30 protein-coding genes and 1 pseudogene are annotated in these 26059 nt (G+C 71.9%); 10 read left to right on the forward strand and 21 right to left on the reverse strand.

Annotated elements, in window-relative coordinates; all coding sequences use genetic code 11:
- Nucleotides 1-346: 346 nt before the first annotated feature.
- Nucleotides 347-1441, forward strand: coding sequence for an NlpC/P60 family protein (locus LCH29_RS20775; RefSeq protein ID WP_446463246.1), 1095 nt, complete (start codon nucleotides 347-349; stop codon nucleotides 1439-1441).
- 355 nt (nucleotides 1442-1796) lie between these two features.
- Nucleotides 1797-3029, forward strand: coding sequence for a PP2C family protein-serine/threonine phosphatase (locus tag LCH29_RS20780; RefSeq protein ID WP_446463247.1), 1233 nt, complete (start codon nucleotides 1797-1799; stop codon nucleotides 3027-3029).
- A 55-nt stretch (nucleotides 3030-3084) separates the two neighbouring features.
- Here the strand turns inward: LCH29_RS20780 and LCH29_RS20785 are convergent, their stop codons facing one another.
- From LCH29_RS20785 to LCH29_RS20805, 5 genes are all read right to left on the reverse strand, one after another.
- On the reverse strand, nucleotides 3085-3432 hold the full coding sequence (locus LCH29_RS20785; protein ID WP_123107694.1) for a DUF2516 family protein: 348 nt from the start codon (nucleotides 3430-3432) through the stop codon (nucleotides 3085-3087).
- A 156-nt stretch (nucleotides 3433-3588) separates the two neighbouring features.
- Complete coding sequence (locus LCH29_RS20790) at nucleotides 3589-4218, reverse strand: hypothetical protein (protein ID WP_446463248.1); 630 nt, start codon at nucleotides 4216-4218, stop codon at nucleotides 3589-3591.
- Nucleotides 4219-4237: 19 nt separating this feature from the next.
- The gene (locus tag LCH29_RS20795; protein ID WP_123107679.1) at nucleotides 4238-4639 is read right to left on the reverse strand and encodes a helix-turn-helix domain-containing protein; all 402 of its coding nucleotides are present in this window, start codon (nucleotides 4637-4639) and stop codon (nucleotides 4238-4240) included.
- 102 nt (nucleotides 4640-4741) lie between these two features.
- On the reverse strand, nucleotides 4742-5665 hold the full coding sequence (locus LCH29_RS20800) for an LppX_LprAFG lipoprotein (protein ID WP_446463249.1): 924 nt from the start codon (nucleotides 5663-5665) through the stop codon (nucleotides 4742-4744).
- Between the two features lie 100 nt (nucleotides 5666-5765).
- Nucleotides 5766-6554, reverse strand: a complete 789-nt coding sequence (locus LCH29_RS20805) for an NAD(P)H-dependent oxidoreductase (RefSeq protein ID WP_446463250.1) — start codon at nucleotides 6552-6554, stop codon at nucleotides 5766-5768.
- A 119-nt stretch (nucleotides 6555-6673) separates the two neighbouring features.
- Between LCH29_RS20805 and LCH29_RS20810 the strand changes: the two are divergent.
- Nucleotides 6674-6874, forward strand: a pseudogene (locus LCH29_RS20810) (ABC transporter permease); the annotation flags it as partial.
- Between the two features lie 12 nt (nucleotides 6875-6886).
- Here the strand turns inward: LCH29_RS20810 and LCH29_RS20815 are convergent.
- On the reverse strand, nucleotides 6887-7501 hold the full coding sequence (locus LCH29_RS20815; protein ID WP_446463251.1) for an NADPH-dependent FMN reductase: 615 nt from the start codon (nucleotides 7499-7501) through the stop codon (nucleotides 6887-6889).
- Nucleotides 7502-7553: 52 nt separating this feature from the next.
- On the opposite strand from LCH29_RS20815, the gene soxR reads away from it, so the two are divergent.
- Nucleotides 7554-8015, forward strand: a complete 462-nt coding sequence (gene soxR, locus LCH29_RS20820) for a redox-sensitive transcriptional activator SoxR (protein WP_123107675.1) — start codon at nucleotides 7554-7556, stop codon at nucleotides 8013-8015.
- Here the strand turns inward: soxR and LCH29_RS20825 are convergent.
- Nucleotides 7999-8907: a TIGR03564 family F420-dependent LLM class oxidoreductase gene (locus tag LCH29_RS20825; protein WP_446463252.1), complete on the reverse strand. Its 909-nt coding sequence runs from the start codon at nucleotides 8905-8907 to the stop codon at nucleotides 7999-8001. The genes soxR and LCH29_RS20825 overlap by 17 nt on opposite strands.
- 5 nt (nucleotides 8908-8912) lie before the next feature.
- Entirely contained in the window at nucleotides 8913-9845 is a 933-nt protein-coding gene (locus LCH29_RS20830; RefSeq protein WP_446463253.1) for a zinc-binding dehydrogenase, read from the reverse strand.
- A 100-nt stretch (nucleotides 9846-9945) separates the two neighbouring features.
- On the opposite strand from LCH29_RS20830, the gene LCH29_RS20835 reads away from it, so the two are divergent.
- Complete coding sequence (locus tag LCH29_RS20835; protein WP_446463254.1) at nucleotides 9946-10527, forward strand: TetR/AcrR family transcriptional regulator; 582 nt, start codon at nucleotides 9946-9948, stop codon at nucleotides 10525-10527.
- Nucleotides 10528-10531: 4 nt separating this feature from the next.
- On the opposite strand, the gene LCH29_RS20840 is transcribed toward LCH29_RS20835, so the two are convergent.
- Nucleotides 10532-11782: a GNAT family N-acetyltransferase gene (locus LCH29_RS20840; RefSeq protein ID WP_446463255.1), complete on the reverse strand. Its 1251-nt coding sequence runs from the start codon at nucleotides 11780-11782 to the stop codon at nucleotides 10532-10534.
- 99 nt (nucleotides 11783-11881) lie between these two features.
- Nucleotides 11882-12571 (reverse strand): RsiG family protein, encoded by a 690-nt coding sequence (locus LCH29_RS20845; RefSeq protein ID WP_446463256.1) that lies wholly within the window; start codon nucleotides 12569-12571, stop codon nucleotides 11882-11884.
- Nucleotides 12572-12716: 145 nt separating this feature from the next.
- Here LCH29_RS20845 and dtd point away from each other — a divergent pair, with 145 nt between their 5' ends.
- Nucleotides 12717-13142: a D-aminoacyl-tRNA deacylase gene (dtd, locus tag LCH29_RS20850; RefSeq protein ID WP_446463257.1), complete on the forward strand. Its 426-nt coding sequence runs from the start codon at nucleotides 12717-12719 to the stop codon at nucleotides 13140-13142.
- A 31-nt stretch (nucleotides 13143-13173) separates the two neighbouring features.
- On the opposite strand, the gene ygfZ is transcribed toward dtd, so the two are convergent.
- The 3 genes from ygfZ to LCH29_RS20865 all read right to left on the reverse strand — a co-directional run bounded on the left by ygfZ (nucleotide 13174) and on the right by LCH29_RS20865 (nucleotide 15242).
- On the reverse strand, nucleotides 13174-14139 hold the full coding sequence (gene ygfZ, locus LCH29_RS20855; RefSeq protein ID WP_446463258.1) for a CAF17-like 4Fe-4S cluster assembly/insertion protein YgfZ: 966 nt from the start codon (nucleotides 14137-14139) through the stop codon (nucleotides 13174-13176).
- Between the two features lie 10 nt (nucleotides 14140-14149).
- Nucleotides 14150-14611 (reverse strand): Fur family transcriptional regulator, encoded by a 462-nt coding sequence (locus LCH29_RS20860; protein ID WP_446463259.1) that lies wholly within the window; start codon nucleotides 14609-14611, stop codon nucleotides 14150-14152.
- 67 nt (nucleotides 14612-14678) lie between these two features.
- Complete coding sequence (locus LCH29_RS20865) at nucleotides 14679-15242, reverse strand: FABP family protein (RefSeq protein ID WP_055557284.1); 564 nt, start codon at nucleotides 15240-15242, stop codon at nucleotides 14679-14681.
- A gap of 228 nt (nucleotides 15243-15470) precedes the next feature.
- On the opposite strand from LCH29_RS20865, the gene LCH29_RS20870 reads away from it, so the two are divergent.
- On the forward strand, nucleotides 15471-15833 hold the full coding sequence (locus LCH29_RS20870) for a DsrE family protein (protein ID WP_009716112.1): 363 nt from the start codon (nucleotides 15471-15473) through the stop codon (nucleotides 15831-15833).
- Nucleotides 15834-15856: 23 nt separating this feature from the next.
- Here the strand turns inward: LCH29_RS20870 and LCH29_RS20875 are convergent, their stop codons facing one another.
- The 7 genes from LCH29_RS20875 to LCH29_RS20905 all read right to left on the reverse strand — a co-directional run bounded on the left by LCH29_RS20875 (nucleotide 15857) and on the right by LCH29_RS20905 (nucleotide 20241).
- The gene (locus tag LCH29_RS20875; RefSeq protein WP_446463260.1) at nucleotides 15857-16114 is read right to left on the reverse strand and encodes a DUF3099 domain-containing protein; all 258 of its coding nucleotides are present in this window, start codon (nucleotides 16112-16114) and stop codon (nucleotides 15857-15859) included.
- A 130-nt stretch (nucleotides 16115-16244) separates the two neighbouring features.
- Complete coding sequence (locus LCH29_RS20880) at nucleotides 16245-16532, reverse strand: DUF1416 domain-containing protein (RefSeq protein ID WP_009716110.1); 288 nt, start codon at nucleotides 16530-16532, stop codon at nucleotides 16245-16247.
- Between the two features lie 34 nt (nucleotides 16533-16566).
- Entirely contained in the window at nucleotides 16567-17406 is an 840-nt protein-coding gene (locus tag LCH29_RS20885; RefSeq protein ID WP_446463261.1) for a sulfurtransferase, read from the reverse strand.
- 162 nt (nucleotides 17407-17568) lie between these two features.
- Nucleotides 17569-17649 (reverse strand): putative leader peptide, encoded by an 81-nt coding sequence (locus LCH29_RS20890; protein WP_350962106.1) that lies wholly within the window; start codon nucleotides 17647-17649, stop codon nucleotides 17569-17571.
- A 221-nt stretch (nucleotides 17650-17870) separates the two neighbouring features.
- On the reverse strand, nucleotides 17871-18557 hold the full coding sequence (locus tag LCH29_RS20895; protein WP_446463262.1) for an LmeA family phospholipid-binding protein: 687 nt from the start codon (nucleotides 18555-18557) through the stop codon (nucleotides 17871-17873).
- Between the two features lie 116 nt (nucleotides 18558-18673).
- On the reverse strand, nucleotides 18674-19954 hold the full coding sequence (locus LCH29_RS20900; RefSeq protein ID WP_446463323.1) for a hypothetical protein: 1281 nt from the start codon (nucleotides 19952-19954) through the stop codon (nucleotides 18674-18676).
- 11 nt (nucleotides 19955-19965) lie between these two features.
- Nucleotides 19966-20241: a MoaD/ThiS family protein gene (locus LCH29_RS20905; RefSeq protein WP_179935767.1), complete on the reverse strand. Its 276-nt coding sequence runs from the start codon at nucleotides 20239-20241 to the stop codon at nucleotides 19966-19968.
- Between the two features lie 123 nt (nucleotides 20242-20364).
- On the opposite strand from LCH29_RS20905, the gene LCH29_RS20910 reads away from it, so the two are divergent.
- Nucleotides 20365-22110 (forward strand): ABC transporter ATP-binding protein, encoded by a 1746-nt coding sequence (locus LCH29_RS20910; RefSeq protein WP_446463263.1) that lies wholly within the window; start codon nucleotides 20365-20367, stop codon nucleotides 22108-22110.
- A 68-nt stretch (nucleotides 22111-22178) separates the two neighbouring features.
- On the forward strand, nucleotides 22179-24077 hold the full coding sequence (locus LCH29_RS20915) for an ABC transporter ATP-binding protein (protein WP_446463324.1): 1899 nt from the start codon (nucleotides 22179-22181) through the stop codon (nucleotides 24075-24077).
- A 22-nt stretch (nucleotides 24078-24099) separates the two neighbouring features.
- On the opposite strand, the gene LCH29_RS20920 is transcribed toward LCH29_RS20915, so the two are convergent.
- Nucleotides 24100-24975, reverse strand: coding sequence for an alpha/beta hydrolase (locus tag LCH29_RS20920; RefSeq protein WP_446463264.1), 876 nt, complete (start codon nucleotides 24973-24975; stop codon nucleotides 24100-24102).
- A 262-nt stretch (nucleotides 24976-25237) separates the two neighbouring features.
- On the opposite strand from LCH29_RS20920, the gene LCH29_RS20925 reads away from it, so the two are divergent.
- Nucleotides 25238-26056: a response regulator transcription factor gene (locus tag LCH29_RS20925; protein ID WP_446463265.1), complete on the forward strand. Its 819-nt coding sequence runs from the start codon at nucleotides 25238-25240 to the stop codon at nucleotides 26054-26056.
- Nucleotides 26057-26059 lie beyond the last annotated feature (3 nt).

The following is a 26059-nucleotide window of genomic DNA, read 5'->3' on the forward strand; positions in this document are numbered from 1 at the left end:
CGCGACGTTGTGGTGCGCAGGGACAGATGTGCGCTGGACGCGAGTCCGGGCACGGGGCCCGGGTCTGCACCTCAGTAGGGCTGAAATTAGGCAGATCAGGTGAAGCGGCCGAAGGGGAAGAGTTAACGAGCGGTGAACCTCGGCCGTCAGTGTGGTGGCCGGGTAACGGCGAGGTCACGGCCCGGCCTCCCGTCCGCATCCCTCCGCGTCCGTCTCCTTCCGTCCACTTCGGTCCTCTGGTGACCCCGGATCGCGTCGAGTGCGCGACCGACCGGCGCGTGGCTCTGTCGGATTGCGGTACGGCATGTCACCATCCGTCCCTACTCGGATGAGAGGAGGCCGGCGGGTGGGACGGGACGGGAGAGGGAGGGGTGCGGGCGCCGCCACGGCGGCCGCGCTCGTTTGTGCGCTGGGAACTTCGGTCTTACCCGCCGGTCCGGCGTACGCGGCGCCCGGCGAACCGGAACCGGCGTCGGGCCGCGCCGGTGGTGCCGGGTCCGGCGGCGGACGGCTGGAGAAGGTCCGCTCGGACGTGGACCGCTTCTACCGGCAAGCGGAATCAGCCACCGACGCGTACAACCTCGCGCGGGAGAAACAAACGCGCCAGGAGAAGGCGATCCTGAAGATCGCGCGGGCCGTGGTGAAGGCGCAGAAGGAGATGAGCGGGCTGCGGGAGCGCGCCGGGGCGCTGGCCCGGGCCCAGTACCGCGGCGGCGGGATGCCGCCCGAGGCGCGGCTGCTGCTGGGCGACGACCCCGGCGGCTTCCTCGACGGCTTCACCCTCGCCCGCAAGGGCGAGAAGGCGGCCCACGGGCTGATGAACCGGCTGGAGCACACCAAGGCGGCGCTCGACCGTTACGCGGAGTCCGCCTCCCGGGAGTGGGAGCGGCTCGACCGGAGCCGGGCGAAGAAGGCGGCGGCAAGGGCGGAGATTACCGAAAAGCTCGCCCGGGCCCGGCGGCTGGAGTCGAGGCTGGAGGCCAAGGAGCGGGACCGGCTGCGGCAGCTCCAGGAGCAGCAGGACCGGGCATCTCAGGCGAAATGGCTCAAGACTGGCATACTGCGGGAGGTTGGCGGGCAGTCGAGCGGCCTGGGGCGGCGCGCGATCGACTTTGCGACGGCCCAGATCGGCAAGTCCTACGTGTGGGGCGCCGTGGGCCCGGACGGCTACGACTGCTCGGGGCTGACCCAGCGGGCCTGGGCCTCGGCCGGCCGGAGCATCCCGCGGACCTCGCAGGAGCAGTGGCGGCTGCTGCCGAAGGTGGGCACCGCGCGCATGCGGCCCGGTGACCTGGTCATCTACTTCAAGGACGCCAGTCATGTGGGGATGTACGTGGGCGACGGCGCGATCGTCCACGCCCCGCGGCCGGGCCGCCGGATCACCCTCGCGGGGGCGGGCTCGATGCCGATCCTGGGCGTGGTGCGCCCGGACGCCTCCTGATGCGGGCTGATGTCGCGCCGCGGGCGTAATTCCGCTGGTATGTCTGTCTCGCCCCGGTGTGGTTGGGGTGCGAACGGCGCCATCCGTGTTCGGTTCCACAAAATGGCGACGAGTTGGCGTGACCTTCGTCATTCCGATCCCTGCACGGATTCCCCCAAGTCGCCCGGTGAGCGGGGCATATGACAAAAGTGGCGTCCGGGAGGTCATTCCAAGGGGCCCGGACCGGGCGCTAAAGTCGCCTGGCAGTATTCGGCTTGCATGCCCTGAAACCGACCAGTCGGTGTGCGAGCCGGTCGTGCGGTCCGCCGGTCGGCGGCGGGCGCCGCGCCCTCGGGGGGAGGGAAGGAATCGAGCGATGTCCGTACCCGTGCCGAGGCAGCGGGAGGCCCTGGCCGCCGAGGCCCGGCCGGCCGCGCTGCCCGACAGCGGGCTCACCCTGCTGGTGATCGAGGACGATCCGGCCGGCGCCTTCAACGTCCCCGAGATGCTGGACACCGAAGGCAACCGGGTCCGTATCCGTACGGCCCGTAACCTCACCGAGGCCTCCCGGCTGCTCACCGACGGTGTGCAGTGCATCCTGCTCGACCTGGCCCTGCCCGGCCCCGAGCACGAGGCGGAGGACGCGCTCGACACGCTGCGCTCCGTACTGAAGCTCGCCCCCACGCAGGCCGTCCTGGTCCTCACCGCCGAGGACGACGCCGAGCGCGCCGCCGAGGCGGTCCGGGTCGGGGCGCAGGACTTCCTCTTCCGCGACGAGCTGGACGGCCGCATCCTCAGCCGCGCGATCCGGTACGCGGTGGAGCGAAAACGCTCCGACCTCGCCCAGCGCCAGCTCACCGAGTCCCGGCTGCGTGCCCAGGAGAACGCCCGGCTGGAGCGCGGACTGCTGCCCACCCCGCTGCTCCAGGGCTCCGGGCTGCACTTCGCCGCCCGCTACCGGCCCGGCCGCAGCCGGGCCCTGCTCGGCGGCGACTTCTACGACACCGTCCGCACCCCGGACGGCACGGTGCACGCCATGATCGGCGACGTCTGCGGCCACGGCCCCGACGAGGCCGCCCTCGGCGTGGAGCTGCGGATCGCCTGGCGCGCCCTGACCTTCGCCGGGCTCTGCGGCGACCAGCTGCTCGGCACCCTCCAGCAGGTGCTGGAGAACGAGCGCCCGGACGACGAGATCTTCGCGACCCTGTGCACCGTCGACATCGCCCCGGACGGCCGACGGGCCGGGGTCTGCCTCGCCGGACACCCCTCACCGCTGGCCGTACGGCCCGGAATGGCGCCCCGGCTGCTGCCCACGGACGAGAACGGCCCCGCGCTCGGCCTGCTGCCGAACGCCCGCTGGCCGCGCCGGCAGGTCGAGCTGGGTGGCGCCTGGAGCCTGATGATGTACACCGACGGGCTGATAGAGGGCCGCGTCGGGGCCGGGGTGCAGCGGCTCGGCCAGGAGGGGATGGTCGAGATCGTCGCCCGCCAGATGGCGACCGGGCTGCGCGGCGAGGAGCTGCTGGACGCCACGGTCACCGAGGTGCGGGCGCTGAACGGCGGTGAGCTGACCGACGACCTGGCGGTGCTCCTGCTGGACCGCGGCTGAGCCGCCGCCCCGCCCTGACCGCGGCTGAGCTGCCGCGTCGTGCCTGCTGAGCGGGCTACCGGCCGCCGTTGAAGGGCCCGTACGGACCGTCGGAGCTGGAGCCGCGCCCCCGCGGCCAGCCGCGGCCGCCGCCGGAGATCTGCCGCAGCGCCGGGCGCACGTCGACGATGTACACGATCGTCGCGATCAGCCCGATGATCGGCAGGAAGCTCATGATGCCCATGAAGAAGTTCACCGCGGCCGCGAGCCCCAGGATGATCATCCAGAAGGGCTTGGTCTGCTTGTTCGCGGCCCGGTAGGCGTCCTCGCGGCGGATGACCGAATCGACGAAGGCGAACAGGCTGAAGAGGAGAAGGCCCCAGGAGACCCAGTACAGCAACTCGCCGAAACCTTGCACCAGCACGCTGTCCACCGCCCAGAAGAGACGCTCAGAGGAAAAGAGGGATGAGCATTACGGGCCACCGTACCCGCTGACGGGGCCGGGCACGCCAGCTGCGTACCCGGCCCTGTTGTGCGCACCCGACAAAGGCCCTTGTCGGAGAGGCGTCAGGGAGAGGCGTCAGTGGGACGGCTTGGAGTCCGGCTTCTTGGCCGTGGCGGGCTTGCGGGCCGGGGCCTTCTTGGCCGGGGTGGCAGGCTTCGCCGAGGTCTTCGGGGCCTCCTTGGCGGCGGCGGGCTTGGCGGAGTCGGACTTGGTGGAGTCCACCGCGACCGGCTGCGACGGCGCCTTGGGCGCGCTCTTCTCCTCGTGGGGCTCGATCGCGGAGGCGATGTCGACGACCTCGTCGGCCGCCTCGCCGCGCCAGGTCTTCACGACCTCCTGGCCGTGCTCGGCGACCTCGTCGTACCGCTCCCGCGCCTTGACGGCCAGCTCGGCGGCGCGGCCGACGCCCTGGAGGGCGAGGTCCTGCGCCGAGTCACGGAGCCGCTTGAGGTCGGTGTCCAGGGAGCCCAGCACCTCGTTGAGCTTGCCCTGGGCGTCCTTCGCCTGCTGGGTGACCCGGTCCTGCACGGCCTTCGGGTCGGTGTTGCGCACCTGGTTGAAGCGCTCCGGGGCCTCCGCGACGATCTTCTCGACCAGCGTCGGCACCTCCTTGAGCTTCTGGGCGGCGAGGTCGGCCGTGCCCGCCACGAAGTAGAGCGGGGTCGGGTCGGTGAGGGTCTTGCGTACGTCGTCGGTGATGGCCATGGTTCCTGGTCCTCCCGGATCAGTTCGAGGGTGTGGCGACGTCGGCGTCGGCGGGGGTGTCGTCCGAGGCGGTCCCGTGTCCGTTCTCCTTGCGGAAGGACTCGTAGATCTGGAGCAGCACCTGCTTCTGCCGCTCGTTGATCGTGGGATCGGCGAGTATCACGCTGCGCACCTCGGTTTCCTCCCGATCGCGCTCATCGAGGATCCCTGCCTGTACGTACAGGGTCTCGGCGGATATCCGCAGCGCCTTCGCGAGCTGCTGGAGGATCTCCGCGCTCGGCTTGCGCAGTCCGCGCTCGATCTGGCTGAGGTATGGGTTGGACACCCCGGCGGCGTCGGCCAGCTGCCGCAGCGAGAGCTGGGCACTGCGCCGCTGCTCCCGCAGGAAGTCGCCGAGGTTGCCGACGTTCAGTGATGCCATGCCTTCGATGCTGCACCAGGAGTGCTAACTATTGCAAGCAAGCTGCTTGCAATAGTGGCGCGTGCCACGGCGTGCCGGGCCGTCGCGCGGCACCCGCCGGGGTCAGCTCCGGGTGCTCCGGGCCAGGTCGGACAGGTTCAGGGTCTCGCTCGCGGGCGGGGCCTGCACGGTGATCGGCTTGTTGATGTCCAGGAAGGTCATCGTCACATCGAGCCGGCCCTTGTCGGCGTCGCCGCGCATGCGGAACCGCTTCGTGTGGCTGTCCGGGTCGATCCACATGTCCATGCTCAGGCGGTCGATGCCCGCCTCCTCGTACGCCGTGAGGGTCTTGTCGCGGCGCTCGCGGGTCGTGGACTTCTCGTCCTCGAGGCTCGCACGCATCTGGTCGAGGGTGACCGTGCCGCGGTAGTGGGTGGTCCGGACGCCGTCGATGGTCTCGGCGCCGACCCGCCGCAGATCGTCGGCGTCGGAGAGGAAGGCGGACTCGTCGGCCGGATTGGTCTTCGCCCGGCCCGTGAGCGAGCCCGCACCCTGGGAACCGGACCCGCGCTTCTCCATCTCCGAGGCGTCCAGTGCGAGCCAGCGCTTGCCGTCGAGTTCGGGGAGGTCGCTGTCGCCGCCGCCGATCCCGGCGGCCACCGCGCCGCCGCCGAGGTACATCACGCCGCCGGTGATCCGGTACTCCACCGTCCCCGTCTCGTCCTCGCCGCGCGTGCGCATCTTCATCCGGGCCACGGGCGGGTCGAAGGCCATCGCACCCTCGCCCTCGACCCGCCCCTCGTCGAGGGTCTGGCCGGTCATCCGGTAGCGGAGCGAGGTCAGCTTCTCCGTCTTCTTCGCCGCCGCCCGCACGGCCGCCGCCGGTGCCATGCGCGGCTCCTTCGCCGCCCGGTGCGCGCGCTTGCCGCCGCCCGCCCCCGTCGAGCCGCACCCCGCCACCCCGGCGCACAGCAGCACCGCGGCGAGCACCGCCGCCGCCGCTCTGCCGCGCCCGTTGTCCGGCCCGGTGCATAAGACGATGCCCATATACCCAACCCCTTATGGAACTTGTGTTCGTTCCTTGTCGATGTCGGGACATTAGCGCACGCGCGCGGAACCGGTCCCGGCATGTGCCGCCGCCCCGTGGTCACCGGGCCGGGTGGGCGGCTGGAGTTGCGTAGTGCACCGCAAGGCCGGAGTGCCCCGGCATGACCTCGGGCCGCAGCACCAGGTTCTCGTCGTAGTCCCCGCCGTTCTGGCGGCGGAAGGGGATCGGGTCGGCGGTCGGCAGCGTGGCGAGCCGCTCCCGCAGCGCGTCGGTGTAGCCCTCGTACTGCTCGGCGGAGAGCCGGTCCGCGCCGTAGACGACGTGCGGCGGCAGGACGGACATGCCGCTGTACCAGAGCGTCCCGTGCTGGAGCGGGAACAGCAGATGCTCGATGTCGCCGTTGACGCCGCGCGGACCGGCCGCGGCCCGCGGGGTGCCGGCGGTGAGCAGGACCATGGCGCGCTTTCCGGCCAGCTTGCCGTCCCCGTAGCGCAGGGTGCGGCCGTCGGGACCGGTGACGCCGAAGGCGAAGCCCTTGACGAAGACGCGGTCGAACCAGCCCTTGAGGATGGCGGGCATCCCGTACCACCACAGCGGGAACTGCACGATCAGCGCGTCGGCCCAGACGATCTTCTCCTGCTCGGCGCGGATGTCCTCGCTCAGCGTCCCGGCGTCGTAGGCGTCGTGCGAGGAGGCGCCGACGATCAGGCGCTCCTCGGCGTCGTGCCGGAAGTCGGCACCGTCCACGACCGGATTCCAGCGCATGGCGTAGAGGTCGGACACCCGGCACTCATGGCCCAGCTCCCGCAGGGCGCGCAGGCCCTCGTCGCGCAGGGAGCCGCTCAGTGAGCGCGGTTCGGGGTGGGCGAATATCCACAGCACGTTCATACCGGCCAGCGTCGCAACGCGGCGGGCGGGCGACGAGTGGCCGGATGGCCAGGATGTGTGAGGATCTGGCCAGCGCCGACGATACGCGTCGGGCGCGGACCAGGGCCTCGATGCCGTCGGTGCCGATCGGCACCATGCCGGGCTGGCTGCACGGCTTCGCCGTCCACCAGCCCGTCACGCCGGTGATCGAGGCGCTGCGGGCGTTGCTGCTGGACCGGCCGGTGGGGGACAGCGCCTGGCAGGCGCTGTCCTGGTGCGGCGGGATCCTGGCCCTCGCGGTCGCCGTGTCCGGGGTGCTCTTCCGCCGCCGTACGGCGTGAGGGCTCGGGGGCTCAGGTTCCGTACGGGTGGGCCGCGCGTGCCGTGCGGAGGGCGTCGGCCCACCAGACGAGCTGGTCGAGCATGGCCGTGGCGGCGGTGTCCGGGCCCTGGGGGTCGGTCAGTTGGCCGTCCGGGCCGAAGGCCTCCCAGGCGCCGTGGAAGCTGACCGTGTCGCGCACGGTGACCGCGTGCACCTCGGCGAAGACGGGCCGCAGATGCTCGACCGCGCGCAGGCCGCCCGAGATGCCGCCGTAGCTGACGAAGCCGACCGGCTTGGCCTGCCACTGGCTGTAGTGCCAGTCGATCGCGTTCTTCAGCGGGGCGGGATAGCTGTGGTTGTACTCGGGGGTGACGACGGCGAACGCGTCCGCCGCGTCCAGGCGCGGGGTCACGGCCTCCAGTGCCTTGGTGTCCTCGGGGCCGGGCTGGTGGGTGAGGGACGGCGGGAGCGGGGTGTCGGCCAGGTCGACGACGTCCACGCTCAGGTCGTCGCGCAGCGCGGCGCGGCCGGTGAACCAGTCGGCGACCTTGGGCCCGAAGCGGCCCTCGCGGGTGCTGCCGACGATGACGGCGAGTCGGATCGGGCGGACGGGGGTGCGGGTGGGAACTGCGGTTGCGGTAGCCATGAGAAGAGGCTCGGACTTAAACAAAGGTTGAAGTCAAGCTACCCTCGGCGGCATGACGCACCTCACCTGGAAGACCCACGAGCTGACGGTCGGCGAGCTGTCCCAGCGCAGCGGGGTCCCCGCCTCCGCGCTGCGGTTCTACGAGCGCGAGGGCCTCATCCACAGCCGCCGCACCTCCGGCAACCAGCGCCGCTACACCCGCGACACCCTCCGCCGGGTGGCCTTCGTGCGCTCCTCGCAGCGGGTCGGCATCCCGCTGTCGCGGATCCGGGAGGTGCTGTCGCTCTTCCCCGAGGACCACGTCCTGACCAAGGAGGACTGGGCCCGGATCTCGGAGTGCTGGCGCTCGGACCTCACCGACCGCATCGAGCAGCTGGAGAACCTCCGCGACCACCTGACCGACTGCATCGGCTGCGGCTGTCTGTCGATCGACAAGTGCGCGCTGGCCAACCCGTACGACAAGCTGGGCGAGCAGGGCGCGGGCGCGCGCCGACTGCTCAAGTCCTGCTGCTGAGCGCGGCCAGCAGCTCTTTCGTACGACTCTGCTCCTCGGGGGTGCCGACCGGCGAGGCGATCAGCTCCGTGGCCCCGGCCTCGGCCAGCGCCCGCAGCGCGCGTTCCACGGTCGTCTCGTCGCCGAGCACGGCGGTGTCCGCCGGGCCCGCCGCGCCCTCGCGGTCGAGCACCGCCCGGTAACTGGGAATCTCCTGGACCCGGGTGAACCGCCGGCGCAGCTCCGTCCGCCGGGCCTCGGGCTCCGCGGTCACCCCGACGAGCAGGAAGGCGACGACGCGCGGCGCGGGCCGTCCGGCGCCCTCGGCGGCCCGGGTGAGGGTGGGCACGATGTGGCGGGCGAGTGCGGTCGGGCCCGCCCAGACCGAGATGGTGCCGTCGGCCAGTTCGCCCGCGACCCGCAGCATCGACGGTCCCAGCGCGCCGACCAGCACCGACGGCGGTTCGGCTCCCGGGGCCGTCACCGAGCCGACCGCCCTCAGGGCCTCGCCTTCGTGACGGACGCTCTCGCCGTGCAGGAGCGGCACGAGAGCGGACAGGTAGGAGCGCAGATGACGGGCGGGCCGGTCGAAGGAGTAGCCGAACTGGTCCTCGACGACGTGGCGGTGGCTCACTCCGACCCCCAGCGTCAGCCGGTTGCCGGTCGCTGCCTGGACGGTCAGCGCCTGCGCGGCCAGGGTCAGCGGGTGGCGGGGGTACGTGGGGACCACGGAGGTGCCCCAGGCCAGGCCGGGCACCCGCGGGCCGAGGGTCGCGGCCGTGGTCAGCGCGTCCCAGCCGCCCTGTTCGGCCAGCCAGCCGGTGGTCAGGCCCGTGCGTACGGCCTCGCGGGCCTCGTCCACGACCGCGTCCAGGTGGGTGCCGAAGTCGTTGAGCAGCAGCCCGATCCGCATGCTCCTCACCGGCCTTCCGGGGTGATGTCGAGGACGGCCTTGCCCGGGATCCGGCGGCCGAGCAGGGCGTCCACGGCCTCCTCCACCCGTTCCCAGGACCCGCGCCAGGCGACCTCGGCCGACAGCTCGCCGCGGGCGGCGAGGGAGACGAGGACCGCCAGGTCCGGGCCGGGGCGCGACATGTCCGAGAAGGAGTGCAGCGACTTCGCGGGGCCCGGCGAGAAGATGCTGTTGGGCGGGAAGACGGCGGGCTGGTCATGGGCTGCCCAGCCGATCTGCTGGATCGTGCCGCCGGGGGCGAGGAGGTTCCAGGAGGCCACGAGGTGCGGCCCGCCCACGTTCTCCAGGACGACGTCCACGGGCCGGTCGACCGTGTCCAGGCCGACCACCACCTCGTCCGCGCCCAGCTCCCTCAGCCCCTCGCCGCGGGCGGCCCCGCCCACCGAGGCGATGACGTACGCACCGCCGCGCCGCGCCAGTTGGACCGCCGCCCGGCCCACCCCGCCGGACGCGCCCGTGATCAGTACCCGCTTCCCCAGCACGCTGCCCGCCGCGCGCAGCGTCCGCAGGGCGGTGAGGCCGACCACCGGGAGTGCGGCGGCGTCGGCCAGTGGCAGGGCGTCGGGCACCTCCGCGAGGGCGTCGGTGGCGACGGCGACGCGTTCGGCCCAGGTGCCGTTGGAGAAGGCGACGACGCGCGCTCCGGGGGCGGGGCCGGAGCCGTCGGCCGCCGCGCGCAGTACGACTCCCGCCACGTCGTAGCCGAGCACGGCGCCGATCGGCCGGTGCAGGGCCCAGCGCAGCTCTCCGTAGTTCATCGAGGCGTGGTGCACCTCGACCAGGGCCTCGCCGGGGCCGGGCTCGGGTTCGGGGATCTCCCCGAACCGCAGTGACCTGGGTGCTTCCGGATCGACGAGCAGCGCGCGTACGGCACTCATGACTGGCTCCCCAAAGGCAGACAAGCGGACTGACGGTCCGCTTCTGCTTGCGGATACTATGAGGACTCCTGGTCCGCTTACAACCCCGCAGGGAGGTGCCGTGACGGAGGTCAGAGCAGAGCGTGCCGACGCCGCGCGCAACCGGCGGGCGATCCTGCGCGCCACCGAGGAGCTGCTGACGAACTGCGGCGCCGAACACGTCTCACTGGACCGGGTCGCGACCGCCGCCGGGGTCGGCAAGGGGACCGTCTTCCGCCGCTTCGGCAGCCGTACGGGGCTGTTCCAGGCGCTGCTGGCCGAGCGCGCGGCCCAGCTGCTGCACGAGATCGACCGGCCCGGACCTCCGCTGGGCACCGGCCTGCCGCCGTACGAACGGCTGATGGCCTTCCTCGACGCCCTCGCCGACCTCTCCCACCGTCATCTGTCCCTGATCGCCGCACATGAACGCGCCTGCGGCGAGGACAAGTTCGGCGACCCCACCTACCAGGGGTGGCACGCCCATGTGCGTGATCTGATGCGGCAGATCCGGCCCGGCCTGGACGCCGACTTCCTGGCCCACATGCTGTTGGCCGCCTTCTACGGAGAGCTGGTGCGGCAGCTGACGGCGGACGGGGACTGGCCGCGCTACCGGCGGTCGGTGCGGGACCTGGCGGACTTGATGCTGGGCCGGGGAGACCCGTGACGCCTCAGAACATGTCCGGGCACCACGGCCGCCGCGGGGTGCGCAGCAGCGTGTCGGCCAGGGCAGCGGCGCCGGGGCGCTCCTCCTCGGCCCGGCCCAGGGCGGTGAGGCGGACCGGCGACTCGTCGCCCAGCCACACGGTGCCCAACTCGCCGATGTCCATGGTCAGGTCGGCCGCGCGCGTGGTGGGGGCGCAGGTGGCGCCGTCCGGGGTGGCGTCCAGCAGGTAGCGGCCGCCCGCCAGTCCGGCCCGGTCGCGCAGGTCGAGGACGAGTGAGCCGGACACCGGGTACGTACGGGCCTCCAGCAGCGCGGGGACGTCCAGCGGGCGCAGCCACAGGTAGTCGGCGTACGTGGTGGGCCGGGCCGCCCGCGGGTCGCCGAGGAACAGCGGGAGCAGATCGTCCGGGGCGCGGCTGCCGGTGACGACGTGCTGGACCCAGTCGATGGAGCACAGGAAGTGCCACAGCGCGCGCTCGGCCGCCGGGGTGACGCCGATCAGGCTGCGGACCGTGGCGGTGTCCTGGGGCCGCTTGTTGCCCTCCCAGCGGTCGTCGGTGGTGAAGGTGAGCAGGCCGTCGACCGTGCCGTCGGGGGAGCGGTAGAGGACGTGGAACGGCTCGTTGGTCCAGCCGTCGCCCGGGAACCGGAGCTGACCGGTGTTGAGCTTCCACCAGCGCTCGGTGCGGTCGATGACGCCGTGTTGCCGGGCGCGCAGCCGCTCGTGCAGGGCGGGGCCCAGCTCCCGTACCTCGTCGGCGTCGGCGTAGTCGACCCGGCCGCCGCAGCCGGGCCCGGCGTAGCGCGGGTCGAGACCGGCGCGGGCGACGTCCACCGACCACTCGGTGACCCAGGTGGCCGGGCCGAAGCCGTACCGCCCGTAGATCGGGTACTCGGCGGCGAGCAGCGAGGCCACCGCGTCACCGCGCTCCTTGGCGGCCCGCAGGTCGTGGTCCATCATCCGGCTGAGCAGGCCCCGGCGGCGGTGGGTGGGCGACACGGTGACGTTGGTGATCGCGTCGGCCGGTACGTCGGCCCCGCCGACCGCCGTCAGCCGCTGGTCGTGGCTGCGGAAGGTGGCGACACAGCGGTCCCCCTCGAACGCCCCCTGGGTGCGGTCCAGGTCGATGCCCGCGCTCCGCACCTCCAGCTCCTCCTTGGAGACGTCCGGCGACCTCAGGAAGCCGATGTGCATCGCGCGGAGCCAGTTGGGGAGGTCGGACGCGTCGAGGGAGGTGCGGATGTGGGCGGCCATGCGGCCACGCTAGGCGGCCGCCGCCACCGGCCGCACGCGATTTTTCATCCCCAGCCTGTGGATGCCCGGCGCGGTCCCGGCGCGGACCCGGCGGGCCACCTACGAGAGCAGGTCGTCGACCTGGGCCTCGCCCTCGCGGTACCGGCGCGCGATCTCCGCACTGCACTGGTCGGCGGTGCGCTGGAGCCCCTGACGCCGCCGGGACACCTGCTGCTCGTACCCCTCCAGGCGGCCCATCGCGCCGTGCAGCTCCTCGTCCGTGCGCGCCGGGAGGTCCGACAGGCCGATCTCGGCCAGCATCTCTTCGGCCAGCCGCTCGTACTCCGCGCTGTGCGGGGTGCCGAGCGTCACATGGCGGGCGGAGGTGCGGTGCCGGGACGGGACGTCCGCCAGGATCTCGGGCAGCAGCTCGACCAGCTCCGCGGGCTCCGCCGACGGCCCGTCCGCCGCCACCGGCGCCCCCGGCCGGCGGCGGCGGGTCAGCTCGGCGCGGAGGATGTCGATCCGGCCGTGCAGCAGTCTGCGCACATAGCTCAGGTCCGCCTCCTCGCGCTGCGCGGAGCGGCGCAGCGCGCGCAGCTCCGCCAGTCGCAGCCCGCCCAGGGTCCCTGTCCCCGCCGCCCCCGCCGATGCCGCCGACGGCACGGCCGCCGACGGCACGGCCGCCGACGGCACGGCCGCCGACGGCACGGCCTCCGCGTCGGCCAGCCGACCGCCGCGCTGGCTCGGCGGCCGCGCCGGCAGCGGGCTCTCGGTGGCCATGGGCCGCTCGGTGCCCGGTGTGATCATCCTTGTCCGTCCCCTCCAGCGATGCGCCATTCCCGCAGTTCCTGCCCACCTGCACCGCCTGCACGCATCGTGCCACTCCGAATGGCCCCTGTGCAGCGGCCGTCCACCCGATCGGCCCCGATGGGCGCAGGGCATGATGGTCCGTATGCGTGCTGTGGTACAGAGAGTGGACGGGGCGAGCGTCGTCGTGGACGGCGAGACGACCGGGGAGATCATCGGGCACGGGCTGTGCGTCCTGGTCGGGGTGACGCACGACGACACCCCGGAGAAGGCGGCGCAGCTGGCCCGCAAGCTGTGGTCGGTGCGCATCCTGCCGGGCGAGAAGTCCTGCTCGGACCTGGACGCTCCGCTGCTGGTCATCAGCCAGTTCACGCTGTACGGGGACGCCCGCAAGGGCCGTCGGCCCACCTGGAACGCGGCGGCGCCCGGCGATGTCGCCGAACCGCTGGTGGACGAGGTGGTGGCGCGGCTGCGGGAGCTGGGCGCAAAGGTGGAGACGGGCCGGTTCGGAGCGGCCATGAAGGTCTCGCTCACGAACGACGGCCCGTTCACGGTGATCGTCGAGGTCTGATCGTGGAGGTCTGATCGTGGAGGTCTGAAAGCTACGGCTCGACGACCGTCTCCTGCGAGGCCGCCGTGGAGTCCGCGATCAGCGCCGCGTCCACCGGGACGTTCCGCTTCACCAGCGCGAGCGCGATCGGCCCCAGCTCGTGGTGGCGGGCCGAGGAGGTCACGAAGCCCAGCTGACGGCCCTCCTCGCCGTCCGCCGCGAGCCGTATGGGCGCGCCGTGGCCCGGCAGCTTCACCTCGCTGCCGTCGAGGTGCAGAAAGACCAGGCGGCGCGGCGGCTTGCCCAGGTTGTGCACCCGGGCGACGGTCTCCTGACCGCGGTAGCAGCCCTTCTGGAGATGGACGGCGGTGCCGATCCAGCCCAGCTCGTGCGGGATGGTCCGGTGGTCGGTCTCCAGGCCGATCCGCGGCCGGTGCGCCTCGACGCGCAGCGCCTCGTACGCCAGGACGCCGATCGGCGGGCCGTTCTTCGCCGCGAAGGACTCCAGGTCGGCGCGCGGCAGGAACAGGTCGCGGCCGTGCGCGGTCTCGCGGGCGACGGTGCCTTCGGGGGTCTCGGCGATGCTGCCCGCCGGGAGGTGGACGACCGCGTACTCCTCGGTGCGGTCCGCGATCTCGACCCGGTAGAAGAACTTCATGCTCTCCAGGTACGCGATCAGCTCGTCCTGGCTGCCGGGCTCCACATGGGCCCAGGTGGTCTCGCCGTCGTCGACGAGGTAGAGCGCGTGCTCGATGTGGCCGTGCGCGGAGAGGATCAGCGCCTCGGTGGCCTCACCGGCGGGAAGCTCGCTGACGTGCTGGGTGAGCAGCAGATGCAGCCAGCTCAGCCGGTCGGCACCGCTGACCGTGACGACTCCGCGGTGCGAGAGGTCCACGAAGCCGGTGCCGTCGGCGAGCGCGCGCTGCTCGCGGAACAGGTCGCCGTAGTGGGCGGCGACGCCTTCGTCGGGGCCCTCGCCGGGGACGGCGCCGGGCAGCGACAGCAAAGGGCTCTTCATGCGGTTCACCCTACGACGTGGACGTGCGGCTCTTGCCCGGGTCCTGCGCGCGGTGCGCTGCGGAACACGAGGCGCAGCGGCCGAAGATGGCGAAATGCTTCATGTCGGTGTCGAAGCCGAAGGACGCCCGCAGCTGCCGGGTGAAGGACTCCGCGACCGAGACGTCGGCCTCGATGACCTCCGTGCAGTCCCGGCACACCAGGTGGATGTGGTGGTGCCGGTCGGCCAGGTGGTACGTGGGGGCGCCGTGCCCGAGATGGGCATGGCTGACGAGGCCCAGCTCCTCCAGCAGCTCCAGCGTGCGGTAGACGGTGGAGATGTTCACACCGCTCGCGGTACGGCGCACCTCGGTGAGGATGGCGTCCGGAGTGGCGTGCTCCAGGGTGTCGACGGCTTCGAGCACGAGCTGGCGTTGCGGGGTGAGTCGGTAGCCGCGCTCCCGCAGATCGGTCTTCCAGTCGGTGGTCGCCACGGTGCCAGTGTAGGCGGCACGGCACCGGGGCGCGGTCGCGCTCGGCTGGAACGGCTCAGGGCTCCGCTCAGCGGAAGAAGGCGATCCCGTCGTCCGGCAGGTCCTTGAGGTCCTTGGCCCACTCGCGGGGGTCGACGACCTTCTTCAGGTGCGCGGACATGTACGGGCGCAGCTCGACCTCGGGGGTGGCCTTCTCGCCGACCCACATCAGGTCGCTGTTGACGTAGCCGTACAGCCGCTTGCCGCCCGAGTACGGGCCGGAGGCGGAGGTGCGCGCCACGGCGTCGGTCGCCAGGTCGATCTGCGGCTTGCCGTCCGCCAGCTCGCCGTACCAGACCTCGACGACGCCCTGGTCGCGGATCATCACGACCTCGACCTTGCGGTCCTTGTCGATCCGCCAGTATCCGGACTCGCTTTCCAGCGGGCGGACCTTCTTGCCCTCGGAGTCCAGCACCCAGGTGTGCGAGATGTACTCGATGAAGTCGCGGCCGTCGTGGGTGAAGGTCGCTTCCTGCCCGAAGTTGCACTTCTCGGCGCCGGGGAAGTCCGAAACGCCGGCGCCTTCCCAGTTGCCGAGCAGGAAGGCCAGCGGCACCAGGTCCGGGTGGAGGTCGGAGGGAATCTCGATCATGGGTTCAGACGATCCGTCGCTAGGCGGGCGGGGGCGTTAAGGGGGCGGAGCGCTCAGCGCTGGCCCTGGTAGAGCTTCTTCCAGGTCAGCCCGACGAAACCGAGGCTGGCCACGATGACCAGGATCAACAGGGTGGTGAAGACTGCCTCAAGCACGAGCTGCTCCTCGTAACGGATGACGGACCGGGACCGAGTCTAGTCGCCGGACCGGCGAGCCTAGGCTTGGGGCATGGCGAACAAGCTCGTGATCAAGGTGACGGCGGGTGCGGACGCGCCCGAGCGGTGCTCGCAGGCGTTCACGGTGGCGGCGGTGGCCGTGGCGAGCGGGGTCGAGGTCTCGCTGTGGCTGACCGGCGAGTCGACGTGGTTCGCGCTGCCGGGCCGGGCGGCGGACTTCTCGCTGCCGCATGCGGCCCCGCTGCCGGAGCTGATCAGCGGCATTCTGGCGGGCGGGACGATCACGGTGTGCAGCCAGTGCGCGGCGCGGCGGGAGATCGACGAGGCGGATCTGATCGAGGGCGCGCGGATCGCGGGCGCGCAGGTCTTCGTGAGCGAGATCATGCCGGACGGCGTGCAGGCGCTGGTCTACTGACCCCGGGGCCCGGCACCCGCGTCTCAGTGCCGGTGGTAGTGGTCGTCCAGCTCCCGCCACCACCGGTCGGACTCCTCGTCCCCCGACTCGTCCCACCAGCGGTCCTGCGGACCCCGGCGGTTGGCGACGATGGCCGCCACCGGCGGGATGACCATCGCGACGATGCACATCACGACGGCGGCGGGGACGGACCACAGACGCACGAAGGCCCAGGCCGAGATGAAGAGCGTCAGACACGCGCCCATCAGGAAGAAGTATGCGTGGCGGCGTCGCGCGTACATATGGCCAGGATACGTCCGGGGCCATCGCGCCGACAGACGAAACGGCCGTGGACCATGCGGAAGGGCCGCATCCCGCCGAGGCGTCCAACCCCGGGATGCGGCCCTCCTGCGTACGACGCGTGGTGTGGCGTCAGACGGCGATGGCGACCTCCGCCAGCCCGCCCTTCTGTGCGACGACCGTGCGGTCGGCGGTGCCGCCCGGGACCAGGGCGCGCAGCGTCCAGGTGCCCTCGGCGGCGTAGAAGCGGAACTGTCCGGTCGCGGAGGTGGGAACCTCGGCGGTGAACTCGCCCGTGCTGTCCAGGAGGCGCACGTAGCCGGTGACGGGCTCGCCGTCGCGGGTCACCTGGCCCTGGATCGTGGTCTCACCGGGCTTGATGGTCGAGGCGTCGGGGCCGCCTGTCTGCGCTCCACACATGTGTCTGTCCTTAACTTTCGGGGAGGAGAGGGGGTCAGCTGCCGGAGCCGAGCTCGATCGGCACGCCCACCAGCGAGCCGTACTCGGTCCAGGAACCGTCGTAGTTCTTGACGTTGGTCTGGCCGAGCAGCTCGTGCAGCACGAACCAGGTGTGCGCCGAGCGCTCACCGATGCGGCAGTAGGCGATGGTGTCCTTCGACAGGTCGACGCCCTCGCCCTCGTACAGCTCCTTGAGCTGCTCGTCGGACTTGAAGGTGCCGTCGTCGTTGGCCGACTTCGACCAGGGGATGTTGCGGGCGCTCGGCACGTGGCCCGCACGCTGCGACTGCTCCTGCGGGAGGTGCGCCGGGGCGAGCAGCTTGCCGGAGAACTCGTCGGGCGAGCGGACGTCGACCAGGTTCAGGCTGCCGATGGCCGCCACGACGTCGTCGCGGAAGGCGCGGATCGAGCTGTCCTGCGGCTTGGCCTTGTAGTCGGTCTTCTCGCGGGACGGGACCTCGGAGACCAGCTCGCGGGAGTCCAGCTCCCACTTCTTGCGGCCGCCGTCGAGCAGCTTCACGTCCTGGTGGCCGTAGAGCTTGAAGTACCAGTAGGCGTACGCGGCGAACCAGTTGTTGTTGCCGCCGTAGAGGACGACGGTGTCGTCGTTGGCGATGCCCTTCTCGGACAGCAGCTTCTCGAAGCCCGCCTGGTCCACGAAGTCGCGGCGCACCGGGTCCTGGAGGTCCTGCTTCCAGTCGATGCGGACGGCGTTCTTGATGTGGTTCGTGTCGTAGGCGGACGTGTCCTCGTCGACCTCGACGATGACCGTCTTGGGGTCATCGATGCGGGCCTGTACCCAGTCGGCGTCCACCAGGACGTCACTGCGGCTCATGTGTCTCTCCTCCGGGGCAGTTGCGGCGGTACGGGCGCTCGACGCGCGGTGCTGACGCGGCGGAGCCTGGTCGCGAGCGTACGAGCGGAGTGCGGGAAGGCCCGGCAGACGGGCCGGAGGGGGCGGGGCCGAAGCTGCGGCGGCCGCGCGCGTCCCTCGGTTTCAGACGGCGCGACAGAGCATGGCGGCGACGCGGCACAGGTCGACTGCCCGCCGCTTCGTGAGATCCGCCTGTCGCTTCATGGGTCCGATCGTAAGGACGGACGGGCGGGCATGTCACCGGTGTGTCGCATGGTGAGACGCTTATGTCCGCGATGTGAACGGGCAGGGGTGCGGACGACCACGGACGACGGCCGCCGGGGTGCCCGGCGGCCGTCGGTGTCTGCCATCGCGGACATGATCGTCTCGTTACGTGGACACCATGCGGTCCCGAGACGGTCCTGAGGCGGTCCGTGCCGGACGGGTCAGCCCGTCAACGCGACGTTATTACCCGCGACCGAGACGTCTATGCCGTCCTTGTCGGTCTTCACCGTCTCCAGCCGCATGCCCCGCGGCATGCCGTCGATCTTCCGCTCCATGTCGGTGCGCTCGCGCACCTTGTCCTCCCACTGCGGGATGGATCCGCCGGGGATGCGCTCGGCGTGCAGCTTGATCGTGTCCCCGTTCACGATGGTCACGCTGGAGCGGGCGCTGAGGCTGAAGCCCAGCAGGTTCCCGGTGATCTTGACCTGGTTGGTCCCCGTCGGGTCGTAGCCCACCGTGACTCCCGGGCCCGCGGCCCGCGAGAGGTCCGCGTACGAGATGTGGGCCGAGCCGCTGGCCCGGTCCGCGGTGGCCGACGAGAAGTTCCCCCCGATGCGGACGTCGTGCAGCTGGGCGTTCAGCTCGGAGACGCGGACGGTGGTGCCGCCGCCCGCGTCCGTCGTCAGCCCGTCCACGCCGACGTCGACCTCGTCCAGCTCCTTGCCCGCGACCTGGGTCAGGAACGGGAAGCCCTTGATGGAGACGCTGGGGGTGGTCGTCAGCCCCTGCGAACTCTTGATCTTGTCGGCGGCCTTGGACTCCGCCATGGACACCGCCACCCGGTCGGCGCCGACGAAGAGGCCGCCGAGTATCACGGCGATGATCAGAGTGATGCGTAGTGCGCGCATGTACGTAGATCCCCCAGGCTCTCGCTCAGGCCCTTGCCTGACGCAGCGAGCCTAACCGGAGTAAGCACCCGGGGGCCTGGCACCGCAGATACCTGGCGTATCGGACCCCCGGCGGATCACACCAGCGCGCGGCCCAGGACGTAGACGGCGGGGGCCGCGGCCGCCAGGGGCAGGGCCACTCCGGCCGTCATGTGGACGAAGCGGGACGGGTAGTCGTACGCCGCGACCCGCAGCCCCACCAGCGCACACGCCCCGGCCGCGAGCCCCAGCACGGCGGCCGTGCCGGTCCCGGTACCGGTGAGGTGCCCGGCCCCCACGCCCGCCCCGGCCGCCGCGAGCAGCCCGAGGACGACGGCGGCGGGCGTCGGCAGCGGCAGCGCGCGGGCCAGCGTGCCCACGGCGACCGCGGCCGCGCCCACCACCACGGCGTCCGGGGACTCGGCGATCGCGGCCAGGTAACCGGCCGCGATCACGGTGATGGCGGTCGAGGCGACCGCGGCGGTCAGCCCGTACATCCGCTCGTCCGCCGAGGCGTGGCTGCGCAGCTGGAGGACGATCACCAGCAGCAGCCAGACGCCGAGCGTGCCGATGATCACCGTCGGTGCGTAGACGCGGCCGGTGGCGAGCAGCCCGGCGTCGGCCGCCAGACCGCCCAGGAAGGCCAGCGCGATGCCCTGCCGGGCGGGCCACATGCCGTTCAGCCGGAACCACCCGGCCGCCGTGACCGCCTGGAGCAGCGCCACGACCACGGCCACCGCGGGCTCGCCGAGCGGCGCGGTGGCCGCGAGCAGCGCGGCCAGCGCGGCCGTGAGGGCGGCGGGCTGGAGCCCGGGGTCGACGATCTGGGGGCGGCCCTCGGCGCGGGCCTTCTCGGCGGCGGTCATCGGCCGGGCGGGCTCGGGCTGCGCGGCCTGCGGCTGCGCGGGCCCCGGCTGCGCAGGCTGCGGCGCGGCGGGCCGCCCCGTCTGCGGCCCGGGATGCGCCTGCTGCGCCTGCTGCGCCTGCTGCGCCTGCATGGCCTGCTGTGCGTGCTGCGCCTGCGCGGCCTGCTGCGCCTGCATGGCCTGCTGGTACTGGTGCTGTTGTTGCTGCTGCGCGTAGTGCTGCTGCTGGTCCCAGCCCGCCGCGTACTGTTGCTGGTGCGCGGCGGCGTAGGGATCACCCTGCGGCTGCTGGTACGGCTGCTGGTAGGGCTGGTGCTGTTGTTGCTGCTGCGCGTACGCCTGCTGCTGCGGATAGCCGTACCCGGACGACTGCCCCTGGGCGTACGCGCCGTAGGGATCGGCGGGCGGCTGTTGCTGCTGCTGTCCCTCGTACGGCGGTGGGTACGACCCGTACGGCCCAGGCGGCTCGTACGGCGCGTGCGGATCGTGTGGCTGATGCGGCTGGTTGCTCATGACGTCGTACGTCACCCTCCTGCGAACGGCGGAAGCACCTCGACCGTGCCGCCCTCGGCCAGTTGGACCGTCTTGTGATCACGGGTGCCGACGGGCGCGCCGTCGACCAGGAACGAACAGCGCAGCAGGACCCGGGCGAACTCCGGTCGCAGGGCGTGCCGCTCGCGGGCCGCGTCGAGCGCGTCGGCCAGCGTCACCGCCGCGTACGGCTCCTCGGAGGTGCCGGCCGCTGCCCGGGCCGCGGCCCAGTACCGGATGGTTCCGGCGGGGGTGTTCTTCAGCGCCATCGCGTGTCCCTCTCCCGTCTTCTGCCGTCCTCCATGATGACGGGTGCGGAAGGGACCCGGGGACGCAGCACGCCCCCGGGAAAATCGGGGCCGTTTCACGGCCTGCTCGCTTAGGGTTTCTCTGTGCTGGTCCGACTCATACGGGCGTATCTGCGGCCCTACACCCGAACGATCAACGTGATCGTGCTATTGCAGCTCGTACAGACACTCGCCACCCTCTATCTGCCCACCCTCAACGCCGACATCATCGACGACGGGGTCGTCAAGGGCGACACCGGCTACATCCTCGTCGTCGGCGGCCAGATGATCGCCGTCACCCTGGTGCAGATCGTGTGCGCCGTCGGCGCCGTCTACTTCGGCGCCCGCACCGCCATGGCGCTCGGCCGGGACATCCGCGCCGACGTCTTCGACCGGGTGCAGTCCTTCTCCGCCCGTGAGATGGGCCGGTTCGGGGCGCCTTCGCTGATCACCCGCACCACCAACGACGTGCAGCAGGTGCAGATGCTGTGCCTGATGTCCTTCACGCTGATGGTGTCGGCGCCCATCATGTGCGTCGGCGGGATCGCCATGGCGCTCAATCAGGACGTGCCGCTGTCCGGGCTGCTGCTGCTGATCGTGCCGGTGCTGGGCATCACCGTCACCCTCATCGTCCGCGGGATGCGCCCGCTGTTCCGGGACGTCCAGGAGCGCATCGACACCGTCAACCGGGTGCTGCGCGAGCAGATCACCGGCATCCGGGTGATCCGGGCCTTCGTCCGCGACGGCCATGAGCGGAACCGGTTCACCGGCGCGAACACCGCGCTGATGGATGTGTCGCTGCGGGCCGGGCGGCTGATGTCGCTGATGTTCCCCACCGTGATGCTGGTGGTGAACCTGTCCAGCGTCGCCGTGGTCTGGGCGGGCGGGCACCGCATCGACAGCGGCGGGATGCAGATCGGCGCGCTGACCGCCTTCATCAGCTATCTCATGCAGATCCTGACGTCGGTGATGATGGCCACCTTCATGTTCATGATGGTGCCGCGCGCCGAGGTGTGCGCCGAGCGCGTCCAGGAGGTGCTGGACACCGGGACCAGCGTCGTCCCGCCGCTGGTGCCGGTCGCGCCCGCCGCGTCCGCCGACGGCGGCCGCGGGCTGCTGGAGCTGCGGGGCGTGGAGTTCCGGTACCCGGGCGCCGAGGAGCCCGTGCTGCGCGACGTCTCGCTGACCGCCCACCCCGGCCGGACCACCGCCGTCATCGGCTCCACCGGCAGCGGCAAGTCCACCCTCCTCGGGCTGGTGCCCCGGCTGTTCGACGCGACCGACGGCAGCGTCCGCCTCGACGGCGTGGACGTGCGCGACCTCGACCCCGCGGTGATGTCCCGGTCCATCGGCCTCGTACCGCAGAAGCCGTACCTCTTCTCCGGCACCGTCGCCTCCAACCTGCGGTACGGAAAACCGGACGCGAGCGACGAGGAGCTGTGGCAGGCCCTGGAGACCGCGCAGGCGCGGGACTTCGTCGAGGCCATGGAGGGTGGCCTGGAGGCGCCCATCGCCCAGGGCGGCTCCAATGTCTCCGGCGGACAGCGGCAGCGGCTGGCGATCGCCCGCGCCCTGGTCCTCAAGCCGTCCGTCTACCTCTTCGACGACTCCTTCTCGGCGCTCGACTACGCCACCGACGCCCGGCTGCGGGCGGCGCTGGCGGACGAGACGGGGAACGCGACCGTCGTCATCGTCGCCCAGCGGGTGTCCACCATCCGCGGCGCCGACCGGATCGTGGTCCTCGACGAGGGGCGCGTCGTCGGCAGCGGCACCCACGGCGAGCTGATGGCCGGCAACCAGACGTACCGGGAGATCGTGCTCTCCCAGCTCACCGAGCAGGAAGCCGCATGAGCCAGTCATCCACGAGTTCTCCGGCACCCCGCAGGGGTCCCGCGCCCGCCACCGGACCCGCCCGTTTCATGGGCGGCCAGCCCGTCGAGCGGTCCATGGACTTCCGCGGCTCGGGCCGCCGTCTGCTGGGCGCCCTGCGCCCCGAGCGCGGCATCGCCTTCGCCGTGCTCGCCCTGTGCACGGTCAGCATCGCGCTGACGGTGCTGGGCCCCAAGGTGCTCGGCCACGCCACCGACCTGATCTTCGCGGGCATCGTCGGCCGGCAGCTCCCGGAGGGCGCCACCAAGGCCGAGGCCGTCCAGCACCTGCGCGACAGCGGCCAGGGCACCGTGGCCGACATGGTCGCCTCGATGAACGTGACGCCCGGCCAGGGCATCGACTTCGGGGCCGTCGGCACCGTCCTGCTGTGGGCGCTGGGCCTGTACGTCGTGGCCTCGCTCCTCAACCTGATCCAGGCGCGGGTGGCCACGAACGTCGTCCAGCGCGCGGTCTTCCGGCTGCGCGAGGACGTCGAACAGAAGCTGGCGCGGCTGCCGCTGTCGTACTTCGACAAGCAGTCGCGCGGCGAGGTGCTGTCGCGGACCACCAACGACATCGACAACATCCAGCAGACGCTCCAGCAGACGCTCAGCCAGATCATGGCGTCGCTGCTGACCCTCGTCGGCGTGCTGGCCATGATGTTCTGGATCTCGCCGCTGCTGGCGCTGGTGGCGCTGGTCACCGTCCCGGTGTCGGTGCTGGTCGCGACGCGCGTCGGCAAGCGGGCCCAGCCCCAGTTCGTCCAGCAGTGGAAGACCACGGGGCGGCTCAACGCCCACATCGAGGAGATGTACACCGGCCACGCCCTGGTGAAGGTCTTCGGGCGGGAGCGGGAGTCCGCCGAGGTCTTCCGCGCGCAGAACGAGAAGCTGTACGAGGCGGGCTTCCGCGCCCAGTTCATCTCCGGGCTCATCCAGCCCGCGATGACGTTCATCGGCAACCTCAACTACGTCCTGGTCGCCGTGGTCGGCGGGCTGCGGGTGGCGAGCGGGGCGCTGTCGATCGGCGACGTGCAGGCGTTCGTCCAGTACTCCCGGCAGTTCAGCCAGCCGCTCACCCAGGTGGCGTCCATGGCCAACATGGTCCAGTCGGGCGTCGCCTCCGCCGAGCGGGTCTTCGAGCTGCTGGACGCGGAGGAGCAGACCCCGGACCCGGCGGGCCCGGTGGGGCCGCGGACGGTGCTCGGCCAGGTGGAGTTCGAGGACGTCTCCTTCCGCTACCAGCCCGACACGCCCCTCATCGAGGGGCTCTCGCTGTCGGTGAGCCCCGGCCAGACCGTGGCCATCGTCGGCCCGACCGGCGCGGGGAAGACCACCCTGGTCAATCTGCTGATGCGGTTCTACGAGGTCAGCGGGGGCCGCATCACGCTCGACGGCGTCGACGCGGCCACCATGCCGCGCGAGGAGCTGCGCTCCCACATCGGCATGGTGCTCCAGGACACCTGGCTGTTCGGCGGCACGATCGCGGAGAACATCGCGTACGGCTCGGAGGGCGCCTCCCACGAGGCGATCGTGGAGGCCGCGAAGGCCACCCATGTGGACCGCTTCGTGCGCACCCTGCCGGACGGCTACGACACGGTGATCGACGAGGAGGGCACAGGCGTCTCCGTCGGCGAGAAGCAGCTGATCACCATCGCCCGCGCGTTCCTCTCCGGGCCGTCGATCCTGGTGCTGGACGAGGCGACCAGCTCCGTCGACACCCGCACCGAGGTCCTCATCCAGCACGCGATGGCCTCGCTGCGCACCGGGCGCACCAGCTTCGTGATCGCGCACCGGCTCTCCACGATCCGCGACGCGGACGTGATCCTGGTGATGGAGTCGGGCCGCATCGTGGAGCAGGGCAGCCACGACGCGCTGGTGGCGGCCGGGGGTGCGTACGCCCGGCTGTACGCGGCCCAGTTCGCGGAGCCGGTGGCCGAGCCGGACTAGGCCCTAGCGCCCCCGGACCGGGTCAGGGGGTGCGGGCCAGGGCCCAGCCCGCGATCCGGTGCAGCAGCTCCGCCGGGGCCGCGGTCTCCGCGTGGCCGAAGCCGGGCTCGATCCACAGCTCCGTGGACGCCCGGTCCGCCGCCGCCATCAGCATCCGCGGATGGTCCAGCGGGAAGTACGGGTCCCGGTCGCCGTGCACGATCAGCAGCGGCGTCGGCGCGATCAGGGGGACCGCGGCCACCGGCGGCAGCGGTTCCGGGTTCCAGCCGCGGGCGTCGATGCGGGTCCGCAGCCCGTAGCGGGAGACCAGCCGACCGGTCGGCCGGGTGATCGCCCAGTGGACGCGGCGCATCGGGGCCGTCCCCCGGTAGTACCAGCGGGCGGGGGCGCTCACCGCGACGACGGCGTCCGCTCCCGTGGTGTGCGCCCCCGTGCGCCCCTCGCGCTCCTCATCAGGCTCTGGCTTGTTCCGTGCGGACAGCGCCGCATGGCGGAGCACCACCGAGCCGCCCATCGAGAAGCCGACGGTGATCACCCGCCGGTGGCCCAGGGTGCGGGCCCAGTGCACCGCGGCCGCCAGGTCGAGGACCTCCCGGTCCCCGACGGTGGATCGCCCGCCGGACCGCCCGTGACCCCGGAACGAGAACGTGATCACGGCCGTACGCTGCGTGAAGGCCGATGCCACCCGGCGCAGCGCGGGCCGCTCCAGGGCGCCGGTGAAACCGTGCGCGACGACGATCACAGGGGTGTCCGCGGATAGTCCGCCGCCCGCCCGGGAAGGCTCGTAACGGGTCTCGATGGGGACCCCGTCCTCGGTGAGCAGCGTGGCTCTCCGGGCGCCCGCGGTATCCGGGGTCAGGGAACGTCGAGCAGATTCGGCCTCTCCACCGGGTGTCATGTGGGTTATTCTGCTGTGAAGGATCCGGGCAATGTCGCCCCCGGGTCCTTTTGTGCTTTCAGGGGCACCGTGCGCGTTTGAGCGCTGACACGCGCGTATGCCCCGGGGGTGCGAGCAGGACCGTACGAAGTAGTAGCCGCAGACTCCCCCGGGCGGAGCCCGGGAGGTGCCCCCTCTCGCAAGGGACCGAGGAGGAAACCGAGGCAATGGGCGAGCGAAGCGTGCACAACATCACGATCACGGCCGGGGCGGGTGGTGGACGATGAGTTCCCTCCTGCTGCTGACCAACGCACTCCAGCCCTCGACGGAGGTGCTTCCCGCCCTCGGCCTGCTGCTGCACAGCGTGCGGGTCGCCCCCGCGGAGGGCCCGGCTCTGGTGGATACCCCCGGTGCCGACGTCATCCTGATCGACGGCCGCCGCGATCTGCCGCAGGTGCGCAGCCTGTGCCAGCTGCTGCGGTCGACCGGCCCCGGCTGTCCGCTGGTGCTGGTGGTGACCGAGGGCGGGCTCGCCGCCGTCACCGCCGACTGGGGCATCGACGACGTCCTGCTGGACACCGCTGGCCCGGCCGAGGTCGAGGCCCGGCTGCGGCTGGCCATGGGCCGCCAGCAGATCACCACCGACGACAGCCCGATGGAGATCCGCAACGGCGATCTGTCGGTGGACGAGGCCACGTACAGCGCCAAGCTCAAGGGGCGGGTGCTCGACCTCACCTTCAAGGAGTTCGAGCTGCTGAAGTACCTCGCCCAGCACCCGGGGCGGGTCTTCACCCGGGCGCAGCTGCTCCAGGAGGTCTGGGGCTACGACTACTTCGGCGGCACCCGCACCGTCGACGTCCACGTACGGCGGCTGCGGGCCAAGCTGGGCCCGGAGCACGAGTCGCTGATCGGGACCGTCCGCAACGTGGGCTACCGCTTCGTCACCCCGGAGAAGGTCGAGCGGGCCGAGCGGGCCGCCGAGGAGGCCCGCGCCAGGAACACGTCGCGGGACACCGGCTCCGGCCCGGCGGGCTCCGGTCCGTCCGGCGGCGGGGCGCGCTCCGCGCCGGAAGCGGCACCTGCACGACCGGTCAAGACGTAGCTG

Source organism: Streptomyces sp. BRA346 (assembly GCF_052851135.1).

Excerpts from the sequence above, each read along its gene's own strand:
- LCH29_RS20885 (WP_446463261.1), bottom strand. The coding sequence starts at position 17,406 with ATGAGCCGCAGTGACGTCCTGGTGGACGCCGACTGGGTACAGGCCCGC.
- LCH29_RS20880 (WP_009716110.1), bottom strand. The coding sequence starts at position 16,532 with ATGTGTGGAGCGCAGACAGGCGGCCCCGACGCCTCGACCATCAAGCCC.
- LCH29_RS20865 (WP_055557284.1), bottom strand. The coding sequence starts at position 15,242 with ATGATCGAGATTCCCTCCGACCTCCACCCGGACCTGGTGCCGCTGGCC.
- LCH29_RS20845 (WP_446463256.1), bottom strand. The coding sequence starts at position 12,571 with ATGATCACACCGGGCACCGAGCGGCCCATGGCCACCGAGAGCCCGCTG.
- LCH29_RS20925 (WP_446463265.1), top strand. The coding sequence starts at position 25,238 with ATGAGTTCCCTCCTGCTGCTGACCAACGCACTCCAGCCCTCGACGGAG.
- LCH29_RS20890 (WP_350962106.1), bottom strand. The coding sequence starts at position 17,649 with ATGAAGCGACAGGCGGATCTCACGAAGCGGCGGGCAGTCGACCTGTGC.
- LCH29_RS20830 (WP_446463253.1), bottom strand. The coding sequence starts at position 9,845 with ATGAGTGCCGTACGCGCGCTGCTCGTCGATCCGGAAGCACCCAGGTCA.
- LCH29_RS20900 (WP_446463323.1), bottom strand. The coding sequence starts at position 19,954 with ATGAGCAACCAGCCGCATCAGCCACACGATCCGCACGCGCCGTACGAG.
- LCH29_RS20905 (WP_179935767.1), bottom strand. The coding sequence starts at position 20,241 with ATGGCGCTGAAGAACACCCCCGCCGGAACCATCCGGTACTGGGCCGCG.
- LCH29_RS20870 (WP_009716112.1), top strand. The coding sequence starts at position 15,471 with ATGGCGAACAAGCTCGTGATCAAGGTGACGGCGGGTGCGGACGCGCCC.
- dtd (WP_446463257.1), top strand. The coding sequence starts at position 12,717 with ATGCGTGCTGTGGTACAGAGAGTGGACGGGGCGAGCGTCGTCGTGGAC.
- LCH29_RS20815 (WP_446463251.1), bottom strand. The coding sequence starts at position 7,501 with ATGGCTACCGCAACCGCAGTTCCCACCCGCACCCCCGTCCGCCCGATC.
- LCH29_RS20895 (WP_446463262.1), bottom strand. The coding sequence starts at position 18,557 with ATGCGCGCACTACGCATCACTCTGATCATCGCCGTGATACTCGGCGGC.
- LCH29_RS20800 (WP_446463249.1), bottom strand. The coding sequence starts at position 5,665 with ATGGGCATCGTCTTATGCACCGGGCCGGACAACGGGCGCGGCAGAGCG.
- LCH29_RS20795 (WP_123107679.1), bottom strand. The coding sequence starts at position 4,639 with ATGGCATCACTGAACGTCGGCAACCTCGGCGACTTCCTGCGGGAGCAG.
- soxR (WP_123107675.1), top strand. The coding sequence starts at position 7,554 with ATGACGCACCTCACCTGGAAGACCCACGAGCTGACGGTCGGCGAGCTG.
- LCH29_RS20805 (WP_446463250.1), bottom strand. The coding sequence starts at position 6,554 with ATGAACGTGCTGTGGATATTCGCCCACCCCGAACCGCGCTCACTGAGC.
- LCH29_RS20790 (WP_446463248.1), bottom strand. The coding sequence starts at position 4,218 with ATGGCCATCACCGACGACGTACGCAAGACCCTCACCGACCCGACCCCG.
- ygfZ (WP_446463258.1), bottom strand. The coding sequence starts at position 14,139 with ATGAAGAGCCCTTTGCTGTCGCTGCCCGGCGCCGTCCCCGGCGAGGGC.
- LCH29_RS20875 (WP_446463260.1), bottom strand. The coding sequence starts at position 16,114 with ATGTACGCGCGACGCCGCCACGCATACTTCTTCCTGATGGGCGCGTGT.
- LCH29_RS20825 (WP_446463252.1), bottom strand. The coding sequence starts at position 8,907 with ATGCGGATCGGGCTGCTGCTCAACGACTTCGGCACCCACCTGGACGCG.
- LCH29_RS20920 (WP_446463264.1), bottom strand. The coding sequence starts at position 24,975 with ATGACACCCGGTGGAGAGGCCGAATCTGCTCGACGTTCCCTGACCCCG.
- LCH29_RS20915 (WP_446463324.1), top strand. The coding sequence starts at position 22,179 with ATGGGCGGCCAGCCCGTCGAGCGGTCCATGGACTTCCGCGGCTCGGGC.
- LCH29_RS20780 (WP_446463247.1), top strand. The coding sequence starts at position 1,797 with ATGTCCGTACCCGTGCCGAGGCAGCGGGAGGCCCTGGCCGCCGAGGCC.
- LCH29_RS20840 (WP_446463255.1), bottom strand. The coding sequence starts at position 11,782 with ATGGCCGCCCACATCCGCACCTCCCTCGACGCGTCCGACCTCCCCAAC.